Source organism: Ideonella sp. (assembly GCF_036277275.1).
Classification (GTDB): Bacteria; Pseudomonadota; Gammaproteobacteria; order Burkholderiales; family Burkholderiaceae_C; genus Ideonella.
The window spans coordinates 18,606-39,778 of the sequence record NZ_DASUNH010000151.1 but is presented as its reverse complement, the minus strand read 5'-3'; the positions used below and the strand labels follow the sequence as shown (position 1 = coordinate 39,778).

Here is a 21,173-nt window from a genome sequence, read left to right as displayed (position 1 = left end):
CGCCGAGGCCCTGGGCCGCGCGCCTGGGCGATGCGATGCAGCGCCGGCGGGGTTTGATCCAGGGCATCCAGTGGGCGATGGTCGGGTTCTACGTGGTCCTCGTCGTGCTGCCGGCCTGCCTGCCGCTGCCGCCCGCCGGCGCCAGCATCGTCGACAACCTGACGCTGTTCGCCCAGTTCGTCTTCTGGGGCCTCTGGTGGCCGCTGGTGATCGCCGCCACGATGCTGCTCGGCCGCGTCTGGTGCGGCGTGTTCTGCCCCGAGGGCGCGTTGACCGAGTGGGCCAGCCGCCACGGCCGCGGCGGCACCATCCCGCGCTGGGTGCGCTGGCGGGGCTGGCCGACGCTGGCCTTCATCGCCACCACGGTCTATGGGCAGCTGATCAGTGTCTACGACTACCCGCAGGCGACGCTGCTGATCCTGGGCGGCTCGACGCTCGCCGCCATGCTGGTGGGTTACCTGTACGGCCAGGGCAAGCGGGTGTGGTGCCGCTATCTGTGCCCGGTGAGCGGCGTGTTCGCGCTGCTGGCCAAGGTGGCACCGCTGCACTTTCGCGCCGACGAGGTGGCCTGGCGACGCCACCAGGGCGCGGTGCCGCGGGTGGACTGCGGGCCGCTGCTGAACCTGCGCCATCTCGACAGCGCTTCGGCCTGTCATTCCTGCGGCCGCTGCAGCGGCCACCGCGGGGCGATCGAACTGGCGATCCGTTCGCCGAACGCCGAGATCCTGGGGCCTGCACGGCCTGGCGACGAGACGTCGGCCGGCCTGCTGGTGTTCGGCCTGCTCGGTGTCGCGGTCGGGGCCTTCCAATGGAGCTTGTCATCGGCCTTCGTCACGACCAAGCAAGCGGCGGCCGAGTGGCTGGTCGCACACGACCACTACGCGCTGCTGGCCGACAACGCGCCCTGGTGGCTGCTGACCCACCAGCCCGCGGCGAGCGATGTGTTCAGCTGGCTCGACGGGGTGGCCATCCTGGCCTACATCGGCGGCTACGCGCTGTTGGTCGGTGGGTTGGTATGGCTGGCCTTGGGTGCTGCCGTGCGTGTGCTCGGTGACGGCGTCATCACGCGCCACCGGCTGGCGATGGCGCTGGTGCCGTTGGCCGGCGCTGGCCTGGTGCTCGGGCTGTCGATGACGACCGCGAACCATCTGCGCGCCGAAGGGGTGCCGCTTGTCGGGCTCGGCCCGTTGCGTGCGCTGGTGCTCGGGGGCGCAGCGTGCTGGTCGCTGGTGCTCGGGACTCGTCTGCTGGCAGGCGCCGCTGCGGGTGCCGCTCGCAGGGCTGTCGCGCTGACCTGCTACAGCTTGCCGGTGGCGCTGATGAGCGTGATCTGGGTGTGGATGCTGTTCGGGGTGTGATTGCCCCTCGTTCGACCACAACAGTTCGGTCTGAGCTTGTCGAAGCTGCATGCGCTCGCCACCAGGCCCTTCGACAAGCTCAGGGCGAACGGGAGGGGCTCGCTCCGGGGCGAACGGACGGGAAGCCCTGCAACGCTGACGAAGACGATCAGCGCAGCGTCAGTTCCAGCCCCAGCGTGCGGACTTCGTCCAGCAGCGGTTCGGGCCAGGTCCAGTCATCGGGCCAGCGAGCGTTGGCCGCGCCATCGACGCCACGCAGGCGTTGCAGCACCCAGCGCTGTGCGCCGGCTGCGCGCAGGGCCCAGGCCGTGTCCATCAAGGCTTCATCGTCGATCAGCGCAGGGTGGTAGGTGGTGCGCAGCTCGTGGGCGATGCCGCTGGCCAGCACCGTGTCCAGTGCCCGCCAAGCAGCACGGCCGCTGCCGCGCCGGTCGGTGAGTTGGTCGTACCCGGCGGCGTGGGTCTTCACGTCCAATCCCACCCAGTCGAGCATGGGCAGCAGCGCGCCCAGGCGCGCGGGGTAGATGCCGGCACTGTGCAGGCCGGTTTCGAAACCCACCGCCCGCACTTCATGCAGCGCAGCGGGCAGCTCCGGGTCCAGCGTCGGTTCGCCGCCGCTGAAAACCACGCCGTCGAGCAGCCCGACACGGCGTTGCAGCGTCTGGCGCACCGATGGCCAGCCAATGTCGCTACAGCCGGTGCGGACCTGCAACTCGGGGTTGTGGCAGTAGCCGCAGCGCCACGGGCAGCCGCGGAGGAACACCACGGCACACAGCCGGCCCGGCCAGTCGCTGGTGCTCAGCGGCGTGAAACCGCCGATCTCAATCACGACTAGTGTCCTGTCCCGCAGGTAGCTGTCATTGCGACGGGCCGCAATGGGGATGATCGCGAGGCGCCGAGCCGGGCAGATACCGGGCGGTATCTGCCCGGCTTGGCAACGCTGCGAGCGCCCCATTTCGGCCCGCCCTTCGGGTTCGACCAGATGGCGCGCTGGCACGCCCGGCCATCAGGGCAGATACGCTCGGTATCTGCCCAGCCGTCCGGCCGCACCATCATCACCATCTGGTCGAATCTCAATGGCAGTTATCTGTGGGACAGGACACTAACGGGCGAGGGGTCGGCGGGCGGTTCGACGAAGTAGCGCCGCTCGGCGAACTCGCCTTGCTTGCCGGTGTTGAACGAGGCCATGGGCCGGTGATAGCCCATCACGCGGGTCCAGACCTCGCAGCGTTGGCGTTCGTGCTCGGCCAGTGTGAAGGGTTCGGACAGGAAAGCGGCAGAGGTCATCGGGGTCTCCTTGTGGGTGGGTGGGTGGGTGGGTGGGTGAAAGGGATCAGTGCGCCGGGGCCGGCGCTTCGGCCTGTCGGCGCTTGCGGGCCAGCGCGGCTTCGTCGCACTGCGGGCAGAAAACATGCTCGCCGGCCAGGTAGCCATGCGTCGGGCAGATCGAGAAGGTCGGCGTGACGGTGATGTAGGGCAAGCGGAAGCGGCCGAGCGCGCGCCGCACCAGCGCCTTGCACGCGTCAGCAGAAGAGACACGCTCGCCCAGGTACAGGTGCAGCACCGTGCCGCCGGTGTACTTGCGTTGCAGCGCTTCTTGCCGCTGCAGCGCCTCGAACGGGTCGGTCGTGAAGGCGACCGGCAGCTGCGACGAGTTGGTGTAGTAGGGCTGCGCCGGCGTGCCGGCCTGCAGGATGTGCGGGAAACGCTTGCGGTCTTCCTTCGCGAAGCGGTAGGTGGTGCCCTCGGCCGGCGTGGCCTCCAGGTTGTAGAGGTGGCCGGTCTCCTCCTGCAGCCTGACGATGCGTTCGCGGATGTGGTCGAGGTAGCGCAGCGCGAAGGCCTCGCCCCATTCGGTGGTGATGTCTTCGGTGCCGGCGCTGAAGTTGCGGATCATCTCGTTGATGCCGTTCACGCCCAGCGTCGAGAAGTGGTTGCGAAGCGTGCCGAGGTAGCGCTTGGTGTACGGGAACAGGCCGTTGTCGATGTGGCCCTGGATCACCTTGCGCTTGATCTCCAGGCTGTTCCGCGCGAGGTCGATCAGGGTGTCGGTGCGGCGCAGCAGCGCGGCCTCGTCGCCGGCGTGCAGGTAGCCCAGCCGTGCGCAGTTCAGCGTCACCACGCCGAGCGAGCCGGTCTGCTCGGCCGAGCCGAACAGGCCGTTGCCGCGCTTGAGCAACTCGCGCAGGTCCAGCTGCAGCCGGCAGCACATCGAGCGCACCATGTGCGGCTCGAGGTCGGAGTTGAGGAAGTTCTGGAAGTAGGGCAGGCCGTACTTCGCGGTCATCTCGAACAGGCGATCGGTGTTCGGATGCTCCCAGTCGAAATCGCGGGTGATGTTGTAGGTCGGTATCGGGAAGGTGAACGCGCGGCCCTTGGCATCGCCTTGCATCATCACGTCGATGTAGGCCTGGTTGATCAGGTCCATCTCGGCCTGCAGGTCGCCGTAGCTGAACGGCATTTCGCGGCCACCGATCACCGGCACTTGCTCGCGCAGGTCTTCGGGGCAGGTCCAGTCGAAGGTCAGGTTGGTGAACGGTGTCTGCGTGCCCCAGCGCGAAGGCACGTTCAGGTTGTGGATCAGCTCCTGCATGCACTGGCGCACCTGCAGGAAGCTCAGCCCGTCCTTGCGCACGAACGGCGCCAGGTAGGTGTCGAACGAGCTGAAGGCCTGCGCCCCCGCCCATTCGTTCTGCAGCGTGCCGAGAAAGTTGACGATCTGACCGACCGCGCTCGACAGGTGTTGCGGCGGCCCCGACTCCACCTTGCCGGGCACGCCGTTCAGGCCTTCGTGCAGCAGCGTGCGCAGCGACCAGCCGGCGCAATAGCCCGAGAGCATGTCGAGGTCATGGATGTGGAAATCCGCCTCGCGGTGCGCGAGCCCGATCTCGGGTGGGTACACATGGTCGAGCCAGTAATTCGCGATCACCTTGCCGGCCACGTTCAGGATCAGCCCACCGAGCGAGTAGCCCTGGTTGGCGTTGGCCTGCACGCGCCAGTCCTGGCGCGCCAGGTATTCGTTGACCGAACGCTCGACGTTCACCGCAACCGCGCGGTCCTGTCGCAGGCTGCGCCGCTGCTCGCGGTAGACGATGTAGGCGCGCGCGGTGTCGAAGTGGCCGGCGTGCTGCAGCACGCGCTCGACCAGATCTTGAATGGTCTCGACATCGGTCACGCGCCCCTGCAACTGGGCGATGACGAGCAAGGTCAGCTCGGCCGCGCGAGCCTCGTCGAACTCGGCGGTCGCGGCACCGGCGCGCGCCAGGGCTCGCTCGATCTTCTGCGCATCGAAGCCCGTCGTTCGGCCCTCGCGTTTGATCACCGCAATGGGCAGGACGCAGGCGAGCGGAGGATGGGGGCTGGCGGGGGTGGAGGGCATGTCGAGCACTAGATGTGGTGTATCAATCTGGTGCGGACACTATAGGTAGCGCATCCTCGGGGCGCCAGCCTTCCACCTTGATCAGGATCAGAGGTGCTGCGCGTTTCGCTCAGGGCGAGGACAGCCAGCCCAACGGGTGCTTGGTCATGGCGACCGAGGCGATCCAGCCGAACGTCAGCAACGCGGCGATCCACGCCGTGGCGCGCACGGCGGTGGAGCGGCCTGGTTTCAGCGCCAGCATGCCGAGCCCGATGTAGACCAGCAGCCCGATGATCTTGGCCAGCAGCCACGGCGCATGGGCCGGGTTCAGCCGCAGCAGCCAGGCCAGCATGAGGGCCGACAGCAGCAGCACGGAATCGACGATGTGCGGCAAGGTCTTGGCCAATCGGCCCTGCACCCAGCCGGCTCCCAGCAGCGACGCAAGGCCACGGCTGAAGAAGCCTGCGAACGACAGCGCGACGGCGGTCTGGTGGATTGTCTTGATGAGCGCGTAGTCCATCTCAACCGCGTTTGCCGTCCACGCGCGCCCTTGTCAACACCGGCCAGTACGTCACCGCATACCAGCCGAAACCGGCCGACCAGCACGCGGCCGACACCAGCACGGCCGCCAGCGCGGCCTCGGGCGCCAGCAGCGGAACGAACACACGCACCACCGCGGCGAGCGCGACCAGCAGATAACAGGCCGTCTCGTGCCGGCCGGCGCGCAGCAGACGGCCGGTGTGGCCCAGCGCAGTGCGCGTCATCATGCCGATGATCAGGCCACCGATCGCACCGACCGTCAGCGCGTGGATGGCCAGCGAAGGCGCGAGCCAGCCGGCTTCGGCGGCAGCGCGCAAGGCCAGGTGGACGGGGATCCACGCATAGGCCAGGTGCAGCACCCAGACCAGCGGCGTGCGCCAGGTGACCCAGGGCTGCCACAGCCACCAGCGCAGCAGATGCGCCGCTCCACACAGCGCCGCCAGCAGCAGCATCGGCAGGCCGTGCAACTGCAAGGCGTCGGCGGCCCACAGCAACAACACCGAGCCCAGCGACAGCTTTTCGACCCACGGGTGGCGCGTGGCCGCTGCGCCGGGAATGCCGTTGTTGGTGAACATCGGGATCACCCGGCCGCCCATCACCGCCATGATGAACAGCACCACGTCCAGCGCCAGCTGGATGCCGACCCACGGCGGTGCGGCCACGATACCCAGCTGGGCCAGGTGGAACAGCATCTGCGCCGCGGACATCAGCAGCAGCAGGCCGATGAAGAAGTAGTTGCGCCGGTTGCGCGAAGCGATGAACGGCACCGCCAGCGCGATGGCGGCGGACAGCGGAAAGGCGGCGTTGACCAGCGCGGCGGTGAGTCCGAAGGGCGTCAGCACCAGCACCCGCCCGGCGACCCACAACGCTGCCAACGCGGCCAGCAATGCGCCGGTCGGCGTGGGCCGGTTCGACCAATTGCGACCCGCGGTGAAGAGGAAGCCGACGACCACGGCGAGCGTGAAGCCGAACAGCATCTCGTGTGCATGCCAGATCGGCCCTCGCAGGTAGGGGTGGCCCAGCCAACCGGCGGACTGCAGCGCCCACAGCACGATCGACAGCGCGGCGAAGCTGCTGGCCAGCAGGTAGAAGGGCCGGAAGCCGAGCTGCCAGAGCGCGAAACCCGTCGCGCCGCCGGGGCGGCGTGGCGGCTCCATGATTTGAACGAAGCCGGTCATCGGGGCTTCTCCTTCAGAGGGGTGACAACAGGGCCGCGGTGCAGCCAGCGCCACGCGGCGATGCCGCCGACTACCGTGGCGGCGAACCAGACGAGCGTCAACGCGTTCATCGAGGCGCCCGCCGCCCGCAGGGTCGTGTCGAAGGCGCCGGGGCCCAGCCGCAGCGCGAGCGACAGGTGAAGCGCCAGCAACGGCACATAGAAGGGCCGGCCGAACAGCAGCTTGACGCGGGCAACGGCCGGCAGGATCACCGGCGCGTGGCCCATGACCATGCTGATGACGAACCCCAGGCCCAGTGCGTGCCATGCGATGTCTCGCGTGGGGGCGCCGAGCACCATCGCTGCCCATGCAACGCCAGCCACGGCCAGCCAGAGGTAGCCGCCCAGCAGGCAAGCGGCCATGTAGCGGGGCAGGCCCGCGGCGAAAACGGTGCGACGGGCGATGTCGAAAACGACGAGCCAGGTGGCCAGCAGCGTCAGCGCGGTGCCGAACAACACACCGCCGCCCACCGGCGAAACCGCCGAAGCCGCCGCGCCGGCCAGCAGCAGCGCCACGGCGGCGAAGAACGACGGTTGCGCGGCCGGGTGACGGCGCATCAACCTCGTCATCTCCAGCCGCTCCGCCGCAATGGTCAGCACCAGGAAACTGAACCACCAGGACAGCGTGGCCGGGCTGGTCGCATCGAATGCGAAATGAAGGTTGCCGATCAGCCACGCCAACGCAGCCACCAGCAGCAACACGGTGTGCGCCGCGCGCTGGCGACGCACGATGACGACGTTGACGGCGACGAAGAGCGACGCGGCCGCCACGAGAAGCGCACTCGCCAGCATGGCGTACCCTGCGATGAAGCACAAGCCGGCCGCGCCGGACAGCAGCGGCGCCAGGAACGCCATCGGCCGCTTCACCGCCACTGCACGCTCGATGCCGATCACCGTGCCGAGGAAGCCGCAGATCATCAGGCCGGCGTGCCACAGCAGCGCGTGGTTCAGCCAGACCGCACCGTCGATGGAGGAGGGTGCAACGCCAAGGCGCGCAAGCCCACCCAGCACCCCGCTGACCAGCGAGATCGCCACCACGCCCAGCAGCAGCGGCTTTGCCCAGGATGCCGGCCCGTGCGGACAGGCGGTGTTGTTCACCACTGCATGAAGCGCCGCGCGCGTTCACTCATCCGCTCGGGCGTCCACGCCGGCTCCCAGACCAGTTCGACGTCGATCGCCATGCCGCGTTCGGCGATGCTGGCCAGCTCGGCCTCGACCTCCTCGATGATCAGCCCGGCGACCGGGCAGGCGGCCGACGTCATCGTCAACAACACGTGCAGCCTGTCGGCCGACACCGTGACGCCGATCACCAGCCCGACATCGACGATGCTCAGCGCCACCTCGGGATCGACGACACGCGTCAGCGCTTCGATGATCGGCTGGCGCAGTGTCTCGGGGCCGGCATAGGGGAACGGGGCGGCGGGGCTCATGATCGTGGAAGCACCGGGCGCGCGCCCGGTCGCCGGTCGATGAACAGGATGTTCGCGAGCGCCTGCCGGTTGTGTGCCAGATCGGCCAGCGTGTAGCGGTCGAGCACGGCATAGAAGGCCTCGACCGCCTCGTGCAGCACCGGGCGCAGCCGGCAGACCGGCTCGATGCAGCAGCGACCCGCGGCGGGTTCCTCGCCAAAACACTCGGCCGGCGTATCGATCCCTTCGGTCTGCCGAATGACCTGGCCGAGCACCACGTCTTGCGGCGCCAGCGCCAGGTCGAGCCCACCGCCTTTGCCGCGTACGTTGGCCAGCAACCCGGCCTTGCCGAGGAAGTGGACCACCTTGGTCAGGTGGTTCTCCTTCACGCCGAAGGCGTCGGCAATCTCGGCGATCGTGCTGCGTCGCCCCGGCTGGGCAGCCAGGTAGATCAGCACGCGCAGGCTGTAGTCGGTGAAGGCGGTGAGCTTCATGGTGGCGCTTCAGGTACGTTGTGCCAAAGGCACCGCAGCCGGCGACTGGTCCGCTGCCGGCCGGCGCAGCAGTTTGATCGCATACAGCGCCAGCATGACAGCGCCCGCGGCGAACACGATGTCACCCGGCACGCGCAGCCAGACCAGCGTCTCCATCAGGCCGGAATGGATCACCTCGGACGAGCGGGCGAACCACAGGCCCTTGTCGATGCTGGCCCATGCCTGGTAGATGCCGGCCGGCAGCAGCGACATGAACACCATCATCGCCAGCCCGATGTTCAGGCCCCAGAACGCGGGCTTGAGCAGGCTGTCGACGTGCAGGTGCCGGGCATACAGGCCGCGCAGGCAGAACAGCATCAGCCCGATGCCCAGCATGCCGTAGACGCCGAACAGCGCTGCGTGGCCGTGGGCCGCCGTCATGTTCAGGCCTTGCACGTAGTACAGCGACGCCGGCGGGTTGATGGCGAAGCCCAGCAGGCCGGCGCCGACAGTGTTCCAGAAGCCCACCGCAACGAAGCTGAGGATGACCCACTTGTAGGCACCCAGCCACGGCAGCGACTTGGACTGGCGGTAGGTCTGCAGGGCCTCCAGGCCGATCAGCGTCAGCGGCACCACTTCGAGCGCCGAGAAGACGGCACCGACGGCGATGATCGACGTGGGCGTGCCGGTGAAATACAGGTGGTGCAGCGTGCCGAGGATGCCGCCGAACAGGAAGACGATGGTCTCGGCGACGATCGCGCGGTTGGCGCTCTCGGCGCGCACCAGGCCCAGGCGCGTGAAGATCAGCGCGACGACCGCGGTGGCGAACACTTCGAAGAAGCCTTCGACCCACAGGTGCACCAGCCACCAGCGCCAGTACTCGATCATCGAGTAGTGGGTGTGCTGGCCCCAGGTCAGCGAGCTGGCATAGAAGCCGCCGATGCAGGTGGCCGACAGGAACACCATCGCGATCAGGCCGCGCGTCTCCGAGGGCTTGGTCAGCGCCGGCCACAGCGCGCGGCCGAGCAGGAAGACCCAGAACAGCAGGCCGACGAACAGCAGCAGTTGCCAGACGCGGCCCATGCTGGTGAACTCGAGACCCTGGTTGCCGATCCAGAAGCTGAAGTCGACGCCGCGGTGCTGCAGCGTGCCGAGCCAGCCGGTGACGGTGGAGCCGACGACGATCGCGATCAGCGCCCAGAACAGCACGTCGACACCGAGCTTCTGCAACTTCGGTTCACGGCCCGACAGCAGCGGTGCGATGTACAGCCCGGTGGCGAGCCACGCGGTGGCGATCCAGAAGATGCCGACCTGCGTGTGGATCGTGCGGCTGACGGTGTAGGGCAGCACTTCGGCCAGCGGAATGCCGAAGAAGGCCTGGCCCTCGACGGCATAGTGCGCGGTGATCGCGCCCATGCCGATCTGCAGCAGCATCAGGCCGACCACGGCGAAGAAGTACTTGCGCGTGGCCTTCATCGAAGGGGTGGCCACGGCGCCGATCAGCGGGTCGGCCTTGGGCGGCTGCGCCGGCGCATCGTGCCTTTGCCCGCCGTGGAACCACAGCATCGCGGCAATGCCTGCCAGCAGCAGCACGATGCTGACCATCGACCAGACCGCGGCCGAGCTCGTCATCGTGTTGCCGACCAGCGGTTCGTGCGGCCAGTTGCTGGTGTACGACAGGTTCTGTTCGCCCGGCCGGTCCGTCGTGGCGGCCCAGGCGGTCCAGAAGAAGAATGCGCTGAGCGCCTGCCGATCGGCCAGCGTAGGCAGGGAGCCTTCGGTCATCGCGTACTGGTCGCGCAACTCGGCCAGCGATGCGTCGTCGCCGAACAGGCCTTCGATGTGGCGGGCGACCTGCTTGATGGCCTGCGCGCGGTCGGCCGACACCTTGATGACACCGGTGGTCTCGTCATAGGTGTTGCGCCGCATCTCGTCTTTCAGCGCAGCGGCGATCGCGCCATGGTCGGCCGGCGTCAGGCTGGCGGCAACTTTGTTCAGCTGCTGCAGGCGAATGTCTTGCAGCGCCACGGCCTCGCGGTGCAGCCAATCCGCCGACCAGTCGGGCGCGACATAGCTGCCGTGGCCCCAGACGGTGCCGAGTTGCTGGCCACCGGCCGAGAGCCAGGCTTGCTGGCCATGCTGGATCTGTTCGCCGGTGAACAGGGTTTCGCCGTCGGTGCTGACGACGGCTTGGGGGATCGGCGGCGCGCTGAGGTAGATCTGGTAACCCAGATAGCCCAGTGCGCCGAACGACAGCACGAAGATGAGGCCGAGCCAGCGCCACAGCCTGGGAGCGGTGTTCATGAGGGGTGTCCGAAAAGTTGAGATGAGGCTAGCAGGCTGCTGAAATACTGTTTGACGTCGCCTGCGTTGCGGGCATCGACCGCACAGAACGCGTTGCAGTCTTTTTTGGGATTGGGCAAAGGGTCAGGCACCCTGTGAAGTCGGCGAAACCGGTGGTCGAAGAAGGTATTTCAGCAGCCTGCTAGGCGCAACCGCAGCCGCCGCAGCAGCCGCCTTCGACATTGGCGTTCGCATCGGCGATCTTCGTGATGCGAACACGCCAGAGATCTGGCCCGGCTTCGAGGTAGTCCCAGCCGAAGCGGCCCGGAATGCGGGCCTGGAACTGGTGGTACAGCGGCCGTGGGTCGTGGTCGTTCACCAGGTCCATCGCCTGGCCGGTGGACAACTCGCGAAAGGTCGAGAAGATCAAGGGATGCCGTTCGAGCGGCGCGATGGTGCGAACGTCGACAGTGGCGTGGGCTTGGGCAGTGCGCATGGGGCCGTCCTTTTGAAGATGCATTTCTAATGCACCTATGCTAGGGAGGTCGCCCGCGGGGGACATTGATCCAGATCAATCCTGCCGGCCGAGGCGTTGGCCATCTCCCATCGAACCCACGATCCCATGGCCGAAAGCACTCATCTTCGACGGCGGGGCGGGCGCGCGCAGTTTGGCCAGACGCGGGCGACCTGGGATTGATGCACCGCAAGTGGCGAGCGATCGTGCGGGCAGGAGCGCCTTCACACGCTGCTGAACGTGGCGAGGCGGTTGCGGCCCCTGTCCTTTGCCAGGTACAGCGCCCTGTCTGCGTCGCGGGTCAGCGCATGATCGATGTCGCCGTCCTCTGAGGTTCGGGCCGTCGCCAACCCGACGCTGATGGTGACCACCGGGCCGGTGGGCGAGTCGCCATGCGGGATGGCGGCGCAGGCGATGGCCGCCATGCAGCGCTGCGCGATGGTCACGGCCTCTTGCTCGGTGGTGTGCGGCAGCAGCAACGCAAACTCCTCGCCGCCATAGCGGGCAGCCAGATCGACGGCGCGTTGGGCGCAGCTCTTGAGCGCGTTGGCCACCAGCCGCAGGCATTGGTCGCCGGCCGGGTGGCCGTGCAGGTCGTTGAAACGCTTGAAGTGATCGACGTCGATCATCAGCAGCGCCATCGGCGTCTTGTTGCGCCGAGCCCTGCGGCACTCGTCGCGCAGGCGGCGGTCGAACTGCCGCCGGTTCGCAATGCCGGTCAGGGCATCGGTGTCCGACAGCATCGCCAGGTGATCGTTGGCCTGGCGAAGTGCCTGTGCATAGGCGTCACGCTGAGTGACCAGGCTCTGCAGTTCGCGCTCGCGCAGCACGAGCTCGGTGACATCGGTGCTGAAGGCCAGCAGGCTGCCGTCCGGCAGGCGTTTTTCGACGATGCGGCGCCATCGCCCGCCCGGCAGTTCGCGCTGCACCGCGGATTGCGGAATCGCGTGCGACAGCAGGCGCTGGCGGATCCATTCGTCTTCGCGGCCGATCGCCTCGGGCACAAGCCCTTCGCCAACGGCTCGTCTCAACAAGGCCTCGAACGTGATGCCGGGCTCGAGAAGGTGCGCGATCGGGCCATAGAGTTCCCTGAAGTCCTGGTTGCAGATCACCAGGCGGTCGTCGGCGTCGTACAGCACGATGCCGGCCTGAAGGGCGTTCAGCACCGTCCGCTGCAGTGCCTCGGAACGTTCGAGGGCCCGTTTCTTCTGGCCCAGCTGGGTGGCCAGGCGGCGCGACATCGCCCCCATGGCCAGCGGGTAGAGCACCAGCAGCGGCAGGCAGGCGACCAGCGTGGTGACAGAGGGCGCGAGCTCGAGATGTGTGCCCCATACCGCCCAACCCATGGCGATGCCCCCGGCCATGGCCTGCGCACCTCGCGCCAACAGCCGGGCGCCCCCCACGGCCACGCTGCTCACCGCCATCATGGTGGCGACAAGCGCCGTGGGCAAGAGATTGAAGCCGATCGCCGGCAACCAGGTGCCGCCGAGCAGGGCGTCGATCAGGAGGTTTCGCCGTTCCGCGGCGGCGGGTGATTCGTGGCGACGGGCAGACACATGGGCCAGATGCGGCCAGATCAGCGCGTGCACGAGCAGCCCGTAGGCCCAACCCCAGGGTTCACCTCGCTGCAGCAGGGCTGCGCCGATCGTCAAGCCCCCAAGGCCCAGCCCGAGTGCCCGCGGCCAGCGCGTGTTTGCTGCAAGTTGACTGTCGGTCAGCCATCCGCGCATCGTGGAGCCCCGTTGTGCGGGGAGTGTTTCGACGGCACATTGGGACCGATCTTGCCGAGTTGCGGAAGATCAAAAGTAGCCAGAACCGCGATTCCGTGACCCGAACCTGGCGACGGTCACCCCTGCACCGGGGCGTTGGGGTCGGGCCGCTGGCCCGAAGCTTGTTCGGCCGCCTCTGCTTCCCATTCCCGCCAATCGTCGCCGAACAGCTCGACCGGGTGTTGGGTGCGCTCCGTCCCGTTGCCGCAGATCATGTCGCCAGCGGCGCAGTAGCGGTCACAGCCCCAGCAATTGCGCTCGGGATGACTGGGGCGGATGGGAAAGCGCTTGGCCATGTGGGCAATGCGAAGGCGTGGGTCAGCGCGAGGCGTGGCGGCCGCGGTTCAGCGCGACAGGGTTGGCTGTTGCGCGGCTGGCGTGGTGCTGGCGCAGGCGGGTCTCGATGAAGAGATCCTTCTCTGCCCACTGTTCGTCGATCCACGCGCGCACACGCCGGCGGTAGGCCTTGTCGCGCACCGGGTCGCCCCCGATCACCCCAGATGGAACCGGCCGGCGCCGAACATAGACACAGACTGCGCCGGACCGACCGCACAGCAGCTGCCAGAAGCTCGGTGCGCCGTCGGGGTAGACGATCGTGACGTCGAGCAGGGCGTCGAACTGCGCGCCCATTGTCGCCAGTGCCATCCCCAGGCCGCCGGCCTTGGGTGTCAGCAGGTATTGATAAGGGCTGCGCTGCGCCGCGTGTTTGGCATGGGTGAAGCGGGTGCCTTCCGCGAAGTTGATCACCGTGGTGGGAATGCGCCTGAACTTTTCGCAGGCCTGCCGGGTGGTCGCCAGATCGTCTCGGCCGCTGCCATGGCCCCTGCCACGTCGCATGAACGGAAAGTCCAATGCCCACCAGGCCAGCCCGATCACCGGAACCCAGATCAGCTCGCGCTTGAGGAAGAACTTCAGGAACGGGATGCGGCGATGGAAGACGCGCTGCAGCACCAGGATGTCGACCCAGCTCTGGTGGTTGCTGGAGACGAGGTACCAGCCGCGCGGGTTCAACCCGTTCAGGCCGCAGACCTCCCACGGGTTGGACGCCGAGGTCGCGAGCCAGGCGTTGTTCGCCGCCACCCAGCACGAGGCCAGGCCATTCAAGGCCTGGTCGCAAGCCGAGCGCAACACGCCGGCCGGCAGCACCAGTTTCGCCAGCGCGGGCGGCAGCATCAAGGCGAAGACGATCACCGTGTTGGCGGCCAGCAGCAGGCCGGTCAGGCCGCCGCGCAACCACGCCACGATCATCGTGTGGGCGCCGCCATCGGGCGACGCGGCCACAGCGGGCCGATCGCATCGAGCGTGTTCTTCAGCACCAGGCCGAGCTCGGTATCGCCTTCCATCACCAGCGCCCGCTCGAAGAACAGGCGGTCCGGGTCGTCATCGCCCCGCAGCAACCGCAGGTAGCTGGACCCGGGCGCGGTGATGCGCAGGGCCGGCTCGGCCCGGGCCGGTGCCGGCACGAAGCCGGCCGGGCCGAGCTGCAGGCGCACGCGAAGACCGAAGTCGGTGACGCGCAATTCGACGCAGCGACCGGCCAGTGCCTGGCGGGCATCGGCCGGCAGGCGGTCCAGCAGCACGTGGTCGAGTGCGCGCGCCAGCACGAAGGAGGGCGGTTGCACCGGCAGCCGCTCGACCAGTGCGCACACGCGCCGGTGCAACGGCGCCAGCACCGGCGGCAGGCCGGGCGGCAGCGCGAATTCGGCGGTCGGGTCGCTCATGCACCACTCCAGGCCATGCCCGGCATGCGCCGGGCGAAGCCGTCGCTGTAGGGCCCTGGCACGCCCAGGTCGCGCCACACGTCGGCGCAGCCGGCGGCGGGGCGGTCGCCGTTCATCACGGCATCGAAGTCGCGCAGCACCTGTGCGAAGCCGCTGGCGCAGGGCGACAGCCGCAGCCGCGACACCCCAGCGGCGCGCAGCGCCGCCGCGTCGCCGAGCAGGTTCTGCACCGCGGCGGATTGGGTCTGGGTGCCGTTGAGCACGAGAAAGGGCTGGCCTTCGGTCGACGACAGCAACAGCCCGTCCGGATCCGACAGGCAGGGGTAGCCGCAGTCGTCCTTTCCGACGCGGTGGTGGCGCGCGGTGAAGCAGCGCGCCGAGAAGGCCAGCGGCAGGCGGCCGAAGGCCCAGGCTTCGGTCACGATCGGCTCGCCCTGCGGCGTGTGCACCGGATCGGCCGGCGGGTTGATCAGCGCCAGCGCATCGAGCGCCAGCTCCACCGGCGCCACCCAGCGCGACGCGCCCAGGTCGGCGTGCTCGAGCAAGGCCTCGCGGCTGTAGATGTTCAGGTGCGGGCCCAGCACCAACGGCACGCGCCCGGCCAGCAGCTGCAGCGCCGATGCGTCACCGGCCTCGACCGCAAACCCCTGCTGCTCGCCCTGGCGTTCGAGCAACCGCAGGTCGGCCTCGCTTTCTATCAGCGTTTGGGCAACGAGCACCACCTCCTTGCCGGCGGCCTGCAGTTCGCGCCCAAGTGCGAGCCAGTCGTCCAGCCGCAGCTCGCGGCGGCGCGCACACACCGCTTCACCGAGCACGATGGTGTCGGCGGCGCTGTCGGCCAGATCGGCGTAGAAGTGGAGCAAGGTCTCGCGAGACCAGTGGTAGAGCACCGGCCCGACGGTCATGGCCATGCGGGGCGGTGCGGTGTCGTTCGTGGGATGCGTGGTCATCGGGTGGGTCAGCGCCAGGGCCGGTTGTAGGCGCCCAGCGTGTGCTGCTGGCCTTCGGCATGGCTGGCCAGTGCGGCCGTCCATTCCGGCTGGACGCTGTAGCGGGCGGACGATGCGGCCTGGTCGATCGCCGCGCGCCAGACACGCGTGACCTGCTCGACATAGGCTGCGCTGCGCTGCCGTCCTTCGATCTTGATGGCCTTCACGCCCATCGAGATCAGCTCCGGCAGGATCGCCAGGGTGTTCAGGCTCGTGGGTTCTTCGAGCGCGTAGTCACGCTGGCCATTGACCGAGAAACGGCCCTTGCACAGCGTCGGGTAGCCGCGCGGCTCGCCAGGCGCGTAGCGGTCGATCAGCACGCCGTTCAGGCGCGCCTGCATGCCTGCGGGCCCATCGTCTTGCCAGCGCACGGCCGATGGCGGCGAGCAGACGCCGGCATTGTTCGGCGACTGGCCGGTGGCATAGGAAGACAGCGCGCAACGGCCTTCAACCATCACGCACAGGCTGCCGAAGCCGAAGACTTCGATGTCGACCTCGGTGTGCTTGATGACCTGCCCGACCTGTTGCAGCGTCAGCACCCGCGGCAGCACCGCGCGCTGGATGCCGTAGCGGCGGCGATAGAACTCGATCGCCGCGTGGCTGGTCGCCGAGGCCTGCACCGACAAATGCAGACGCAGGGCAGGGTGGTGGTCTCGGCAGTACGCCATCACCGCGCTGTCGGCCACGATCAGCGCATCGGCACCGAGCAGCACGGCCTTGTCGACGGCCCGGCGCCACGGCCCTGGATCGCGCGCATCGGCAAAGGTGTTCAGCGCCATCAGCGCCTTCGCCCCGCGAGCGTGGGCGTGGCTGACGCCCTCGCGCACCTGCGCATCGTCGAAGTTCAGGCCTGCGAAGTTGCGCGCGTTGGTCGCGTCCTTCAGGCCCAGGTAGACGGCATCGGCCCCAGCGTCGACTGCGGCCACCAGCGCGCGCAGCGAACCGGCAGGGCAGACCAGTTCGGGGGTGTGGGTGGGACGGCGGTTGGCCATCGGCAGTGTTTCGTCGACCAGCACGGTCGCGCGGCGTTATTGGAGTCGCCACACTGTGGCGAAGCACCGGCGCCATGGTTTTGCTTCACCGCAAAAGGCGTGCGTGCTGGCGCAGCGGCCCAGGCTGCATGACGCCGTACCGGGTCACCATTTGATCCACGACAAGGGCGCCGACGGACAAACGGGCGAAGCTGCGCCGCAGGAGACCTTGATGAACCCGTTGACCTTGAGCGTTCTTCGTGACGAGCACAGCGCACTGGCCGCGATGTTGCGCTCGGTCTTGCTGCTACTGGCCGACCATCGGCAGCGCGGCACGCTGCCCGACTTTGCCGTGCTGCGGGCGATGCTGTTCTACCTGGACGAGTTCCCCGAGAAGCGCCACCACCGCAAGGAGACTGAACTGCTGTTTCCGAAGCTGCGCGCCCGAACGCCATTGGCTCGGCCCATCCTGGACAACCTCGACCAGGACCATGCCTGCGGCGAACGCCGCATCCGTGACCTGGAGCACGCCCTGCTGGCCTTCGAGTTGATGGGCGAGTCACGCCGCGAAGATTTCGAGCAGGCGATGGCGCGCTACGTGGAGTTCTACCTGGCCCACATGGCGCTGGAAGAGCGCGAGATCCTGCCGCTGGCAGAACGCGTGCTGACCGCCGACGACTGGCGCGAGCTCGACACGGCGTTCTCGACCAACCGCGACCCGCTGACCGGGCACGACGCCGAGCAAGCGTACCGCGAGCTGTTCACCCGCATCGTCAACCTCGCGCCGGCTCCGATCGGCCTGGGCCCGGCATCCGGCGCGCCGAAGCCGGCCACCTGGTTGCGCGCCAATTGAGACCTGCCTGAGACCTGCGCGATGCCTGCGCCTGGCTGCGCCGCGACATCGATCAGGTGATCGTGGCCAGCAGCATCGCCTGCATCACATGGCGCCGCTTGTCTGAAAGCAGCTCGTCGCCAGGCAACAAGGGGGCCAGTTGCGCGCTGTCGTGCGACGGTGTGGCCAATCCGTCATACACCGGGATGCCGGCCGCGTCGGCCAGTTGCTGCACCAGTGCCGGCGGCAGCCCTTGGCACTCGACGGCGTCGTACAAACGCCCCAGCAGGCGTGCGGTGTCTTGCACCTCGACCGGGTCGCTATCGGGCGTGAGGGCCGAGCCAATCTTGGCCACGTGCGCGCCCAGTTCGTTGGCGGCACGGGAAAAGTCCTGGGGCTCCTCGGTTTCGCCAGGCCCGCGTATCAGCGCCAGCCGTTTGCCCCGCAGCAAGGGCGGCAGGGCACCTGTCCGCGCGGCGCGCAACAGCCGGCCAGCACTGTCGAGCAGCGCCTGACGGTCGGGTGGGAGCGACGGGACAGCGCCCTCGGGCGGGCTGGGTTCAAGAAGCGGCTGCATGGCATGGGTGATCGGCCCGAACGACGGGATTCTTGGAAGCGAAGCCTACGGGGCCGCCGCCGCGCGGCCTTGACGCAGATCAACCTGAGGTGGCGTGGGACGTGGTTGATACGAAAGCGTCACACGGCATTCACGCAGCGTTACCGAACGACGCCGGCGGTTGTTCAGCGGTTGTCGGGCGATTCCTAGCATTCCCTTCATGCCGAGTCCCGCCCAAGACGGCTCGGCAGGCCCAATGCCCCCGATCCTGAGGAGTCACCCATGCTGAGCACCGCCACCCCCGACCGCACCGCCACCGGCGCACCGCGTTTTTCCCGTGCGGCCACCGCCGGGTGGGCAGCTCCGACAACAGACGCCGGTGCCAACCAGCGCGCGAGCCAGGCCACGGCCGACACGCTGAAGCTGCTGAGCGACGAGCTGGTGCTCCAGCGCAGGGTGGTGCATGCCGGCGATGTCATCTACCAGGCGGGCGAGCGCTTCGGCAACCTCTATATCCTGAACTCGGGCTTCTTCAAGATCGTCACGCTGTCGCCCGACGGGCGGGAACAGGTCGTCGGCCTGAAGTTTCGCGGCGACTGGCTGGGTTTCGACGGCATCGCCAACAACCAGTACTCGTGCGACGCGGTTGCGATGGACATCGGCGAGGTCTGGATCGTTCGCTACGACGCGCTGCTCGCCGCCTGTGCCTCAAAGCCGGCGCTGCTGACGGTGCTGCACGAGGCGATGAGCCGCGAAATCGCCCGCGACCGCGACTCGCTGATGTCGGTCTGCACGCTGCCGGCCGACGCGCGGGTGGCGGACTTCCTGCGCTACTGGGCCGAGTCGCTGGCCAAGCGCGGCCTGCGCACCGACCAGATCACGCTGCGCATGACCCGTGCCGAGATCGGCAACTACCTCGGCATGACGCTGGAAACCGTGAGCCGCGCGCTGTCCAAGCTGGCGCGCGACAAGCTGATCCACTTCGTCGAAAAGGGCCGCCGCGACATCCACATCCCAGAGGTCGATGCGCTGAGCGAGTTCATCCAGGGATGCTTGGCGCCGACCACCACCCCGGTGCTGCAGTGAGCAGCACTAGGCCGGGGCGATGACCCTGGCGATCGCTCGCGCCAGCTGGTCGCGGGTGTAGGGTTTGGGCAACAACTCCCAGCTCGCAGGGGCCTCGCGGTCGGCATCGAGCAGCTCGGCCGAAAACCCGGACATCAGCAGGATCGCCAGCCGCGGGAACCTGTGCTGCGCCTGCTGCGCCAGCGCGGTACCGCGCATGCCGGCGCCGAGCGCGATGTCGGTCAGCAGCAGGTCGAAATCTGTGTCGGGCGTCAGCGTTTCCAGCGCATGCTCGGCGTTCGTGCAGGCGGTGACCACACAACCCAACGTGTCGAGGAAGGTGTGCACCACCGCGCGCACCTCGGCATCGTCCTCCACCAGCAGCACCTTCAGCCCCGGCGGGACGGCTTCGCCCGCGGCCGGGTCGCCGTTTTCATGGCTGGCCGCCGTTTGCGGCTGCGGGATGTAGAGCGTCAGCGTGGTGCCCTTGCCGGGCGCGGTCTGGATCTCGATCGCACCTTTGGACTGTTTGACGAAACCGTAGACCGTGCTCAGCCCCAGACCGGTGCCGCGGCCGACTTCCTTCGTCGTGAAGAAGGGCTCGAAGGCACGTTCCTTCACCTCGTCCGACATGCCGGCGCCGCTGTCGGCGATCGAGATCGCCACGAACTGACTGTCCGGCGTCGCAGGGTGGTCGAGTTCGCTGCTCAGCGCCGCCGGCAGCTGAACGCCCGCTGCGGCGGTGAAGCGAAGCGTGCCGCCCTCGGGCATCGCGTCGCGCGCGTTGATCGCGATGTTGAGCAGGGCCGACTCGAGCTGGCCGGGGTCGGCCAGCACTGGCGGGCAATCGGCCGGTGCGTCGACCTCGATCCGGATGCGCTGATCGAGCGTGCGGCGCAGCATGTCAGCCAGCGAAAGCAGCAGATGGCTGACATCGACGGTGCTGGGCTGCAACACCTGCCGGCGTGAGAAGGCCAGCAGCTTGCTCGTCAGCTCGGCACCCCGCCGGCTCGCGCGGGTGGCCGCGGCCACCAGCTGTTGGCCGTACGCATCGTCGGCCAGGGCGGGCAGCTCTTCCAGCACCTGCAGGTTGCCCTGAATCACCGTCAGCAGATTGTTGAAGTCGTGGGCGATGCCGCCGGTCAGCTGGCCGACGCTTTCCAACCGTTGGGCGTGGTTCAACGCTTCTTCCGACTGCGCCCGTTGCTGGCTGGTGGCCAGCAGGTTGGCCAGCGATTCGAGAAAACGAACCTCGTCGTCGCCGAAGCGCTGGGCGCTGATCGAATGGACTGCCAGCACGCCGGTGATGCGCCCGCGGTCCGACAGCGGCACCCCCATGCCGCTGGTCAGTGCGGCGTCCAGGTAGGCCTGGGGAACCTGGAAGCGCCGTTCGGTGCGGTAGTCGGTCACGATGACCGGCCGGCCCTCGGCGTAGACGAAGCCCGGCGGCGTGTCCGGCCGGTTGGGCACGCGGGCCCCGATGCTCTTGCCCGGCACCAGGCCGACCCCTCCAACGACCCGGAAGTCGAGCCGGTTCGGTTCGAGCAGGAAGACTGTCGCCATCTCGACCTGCAACGCTTCGGCGGCGATGGCGGGCACGTGTTCGAGCACCGCTTGCGGATCACGCGCGTCCACCGCCAGCCGCCCCAATTGCGCCAGGTGTTCGCTGTATCGCGCTCGCTGCAAGGCTTGCCGGACACGCGGATAGGCGCCAATGTCGCGTATCGCCGCCACGACGAGCGGCAGTCCATGGTTTTGCAGCGGACTCAGCGCGATCTCGACCATCACCTCGCTGCCATCGCGGCGCCGCGCGACCAGCTCCATCTGGGTCCCCATGGGGCGGGTGCGGGGGGCGCGGCCGTAGGCTTCGCGGTAGGCCGCGTGGCGCGGGCGGATGCTGTCGGGCACCAGCATGTCGATGCCGGAGCCGACCAACTCTTCGATGGTGTAGCCCAGCAATGTTGCCGCCGCTGGGTTGGCCAGCACGATCTGGCCACCGGCGTCAGCCACCAGCAGCGCATCGGGGTAAGCGGCGAACAGCGAACGGAAGACGGTGGTGTCGTCGATGCCGGCGGGCAGGGCGGCGCGTGTCGTCGGAGCATTCATCGCTGTGGGTTGG

Annotated in this window: 21 protein-coding genes; 3 read left to right on the top strand and 18 right to left on the bottom strand. The window is 68.3% G+C overall.

The window, feature by feature from the left end:
* Positions 1 to 35 precede the first annotated feature (35 nt).
* The gene (locus VFY73_RS26235) at positions 36 to 1,358 is read left to right on the top strand and encodes a 4Fe-4S binding protein (RefSeq protein WP_414654537.1); all 1,323 of its coding nucleotides are present in this window, start codon (positions 36 to 38) and stop codon (positions 1,356 to 1,358) included.
* 148 nt (positions 1,359 to 1,506) lie between these two features.
* Here the strand turns inward: VFY73_RS26235 and VFY73_RS26230 are convergent, their stop codons facing one another.
* The 16 genes from VFY73_RS26230 to ubiU all read right to left on the bottom strand — a co-directional run bounded on the left by VFY73_RS26230 (position 1,507) and on the right by ubiU (position 16,622).
* Positions 1,507 to 2,187 (bottom strand): anaerobic ribonucleoside-triphosphate reductase activating protein, encoded by a 681-nt coding sequence (locus tag VFY73_RS26230; protein WP_329724445.1) that lies wholly within the window; start codon positions 2,185 to 2,187, stop codon positions 1,507 to 1,509.
* Positions 2,188 to 2,441: 254 nt separating this feature from the next.
* Positions 2,442 to 2,645 (bottom strand): anaerobic ribonucleoside-triphosphate reductase, encoded by a 204-nt coding sequence (nrdD, locus tag VFY73_RS26225; RefSeq protein WP_329724443.1) that lies wholly within the window; start codon positions 2,643 to 2,645, stop codon positions 2,442 to 2,444.
* 46 nt (positions 2,646 to 2,691) lie between these two features.
* Positions 2,692 to 4,737, bottom strand: coding sequence for a ribonucleoside triphosphate reductase (locus tag VFY73_RS26220; protein WP_329724441.1), 2,046 nt, complete (start codon positions 4,735 to 4,737; stop codon positions 2,692 to 2,694).
* A 109-nt stretch (positions 4,738 to 4,846) separates the two neighbouring features.
* On the bottom strand, positions 4,847 to 5,236 hold the full coding sequence (locus VFY73_RS26215) for a SirB2 family protein (RefSeq protein WP_329724439.1): 390 nt from the start codon (positions 5,234 to 5,236) through the stop codon (positions 4,847 to 4,849).
* Between the two features lies 1 nt (position 5,237).
* A complete protein-coding gene (locus VFY73_RS26210; protein WP_329724437.1) occupies positions 5,238 to 6,434 on the bottom strand; it encodes an NnrS family protein in 1,197 nt (398 codons plus the stop codon).
* Positions 6,431 to 7,570 carry a hypothetical protein gene (locus VFY73_RS26205; RefSeq protein WP_329724435.1) on the bottom strand — a complete coding sequence of 380 codons (1,140 nt, stop codon included), beginning with the start codon at positions 7,568 to 7,570 and terminating at the stop codon, positions 6,431 to 6,433. Before VFY73_RS26205 ends, VFY73_RS26210 begins: the two co-directional genes overlap by 4 nt.
* Positions 7,567 to 7,902 carry a metal-sulfur cluster assembly factor gene (locus VFY73_RS26200; RefSeq protein WP_329724433.1) on the bottom strand — a complete coding sequence of 112 codons (336 nt, stop codon included), beginning with the start codon at positions 7,900 to 7,902 and terminating at the stop codon, positions 7,567 to 7,569. Before VFY73_RS26200 ends, VFY73_RS26205 begins: the two co-directional genes overlap by 4 nt.
* Positions 7,899 to 8,375: an Rrf2 family transcriptional regulator gene (locus tag VFY73_RS26195; RefSeq protein ID WP_329724431.1), complete on the bottom strand. Its 477-nt coding sequence runs from the start codon at positions 8,373 to 8,375 to the stop codon at positions 7,899 to 7,901. Before VFY73_RS26195 ends, VFY73_RS26200 begins: the two co-directional genes overlap by 4 nt.
* A gap of 9 nt (positions 8,376 to 8,384) precedes the next feature.
* Positions 8,385 to 10,658 (bottom strand): nitric-oxide reductase large subunit, encoded by a 2,274-nt coding sequence (locus VFY73_RS26190; RefSeq protein ID WP_329724429.1) that lies wholly within the window; start codon positions 10,656 to 10,658, stop codon positions 8,385 to 8,387.
* A gap of 181 nt (positions 10,659 to 10,839) precedes the next feature.
* Positions 10,840 to 11,133, bottom strand: a complete 294-nt coding sequence (locus tag VFY73_RS26185) for a DUF2249 domain-containing protein (protein ID WP_329724427.1) — start codon at positions 11,131 to 11,133, stop codon at positions 10,840 to 10,842.
* 242 nt (positions 11,134 to 11,375) lie between these two features.
* The gene (locus tag VFY73_RS26180; protein ID WP_329724425.1) at positions 11,376 to 12,881 is read right to left on the bottom strand and encodes a diguanylate cyclase domain-containing protein; all 1,506 of its coding nucleotides are present in this window, start codon (positions 12,879 to 12,881) and stop codon (positions 11,376 to 11,378) included.
* A 116-nt stretch (positions 12,882 to 12,997) separates the two neighbouring features.
* Complete coding sequence (locus VFY73_RS26175; protein WP_329724423.1) at positions 12,998 to 13,216, bottom strand: DUF3079 domain-containing protein; 219 nt, start codon at positions 13,214 to 13,216, stop codon at positions 12,998 to 13,000.
* Between the two features lie 22 nt (positions 13,217 to 13,238).
* Positions 13,239 to 14,168, bottom strand: coding sequence for an acyltransferase (locus VFY73_RS26170; protein WP_329724421.1), 930 nt, complete (start codon positions 14,166 to 14,168; stop codon positions 13,239 to 13,241).
* Positions 14,165 to 14,641 (bottom strand): ubiquinone anaerobic biosynthesis accessory factor UbiT, encoded by a 477-nt coding sequence (gene ubiT, locus VFY73_RS26165; RefSeq protein ID WP_329724419.1) that lies wholly within the window; start codon positions 14,639 to 14,641, stop codon positions 14,165 to 14,167. The genes VFY73_RS26170 and ubiT overlap by 4 nt, the downstream gene beginning before the upstream one ends.
* Positions 14,638 to 15,591, bottom strand: a complete 954-nt coding sequence (locus VFY73_RS26160; protein ID WP_329724417.1) for a U32 family peptidase — start codon at positions 15,589 to 15,591, stop codon at positions 14,638 to 14,640. Before VFY73_RS26160 ends, ubiT begins: the two co-directional genes overlap by 4 nt.
* A gap of 8 nt (positions 15,592 to 15,599) precedes the next feature.
* A complete protein-coding gene (gene ubiU / locus VFY73_RS26155) occupies positions 15,600 to 16,622 on the bottom strand; it encodes a ubiquinone anaerobic biosynthesis protein UbiU (RefSeq protein ID WP_329724501.1) in 1,023 nt (340 codons plus the stop codon).
* A 211-nt stretch (positions 16,623 to 16,833) separates the two neighbouring features.
* On the opposite strand from ubiU, the gene VFY73_RS26150 reads away from it, so the two are divergent.
* Positions 16,834 to 17,454 (top strand): hemerythrin domain-containing protein, encoded by a 621-nt coding sequence (locus VFY73_RS26150; RefSeq protein ID WP_329724415.1) that lies wholly within the window; start codon positions 16,834 to 16,836, stop codon positions 17,452 to 17,454.
* 52 nt (positions 17,455 to 17,506) lie between these two features.
* Here VFY73_RS26150 and VFY73_RS26145 read toward each other — a convergent pair whose 3' ends face one another.
* Positions 17,507 to 18,010, bottom strand: coding sequence for an ornithine carbamoyltransferase (locus tag VFY73_RS26145; RefSeq protein WP_329724413.1), 504 nt, complete (start codon positions 18,008 to 18,010; stop codon positions 17,507 to 17,509).
* Between the two features lie 261 nt (positions 18,011 to 18,271).
* Between VFY73_RS26145 and VFY73_RS26140 the strand changes: the two genes are divergently transcribed.
* Positions 18,272 to 19,075, top strand: a complete 804-nt coding sequence (locus VFY73_RS26140) for a Crp/Fnr family transcriptional regulator (RefSeq protein ID WP_329724411.1) — start codon at positions 18,272 to 18,274, stop codon at positions 19,073 to 19,075.
* 6 nt (positions 19,076 to 19,081) lie between these two features.
* Here the strand turns inward: VFY73_RS26140 and VFY73_RS26135 are convergent, their stop codons facing one another.
* Positions 19,082 to 21,160: a PAS domain S-box protein gene (locus VFY73_RS26135; protein WP_329724409.1), complete on the bottom strand. Its 2,079-nt coding sequence runs from the start codon at positions 21,158 to 21,160 to the stop codon at positions 19,082 to 19,084.
* Positions 21,161 to 21,173 lie beyond the last annotated feature (13 nt).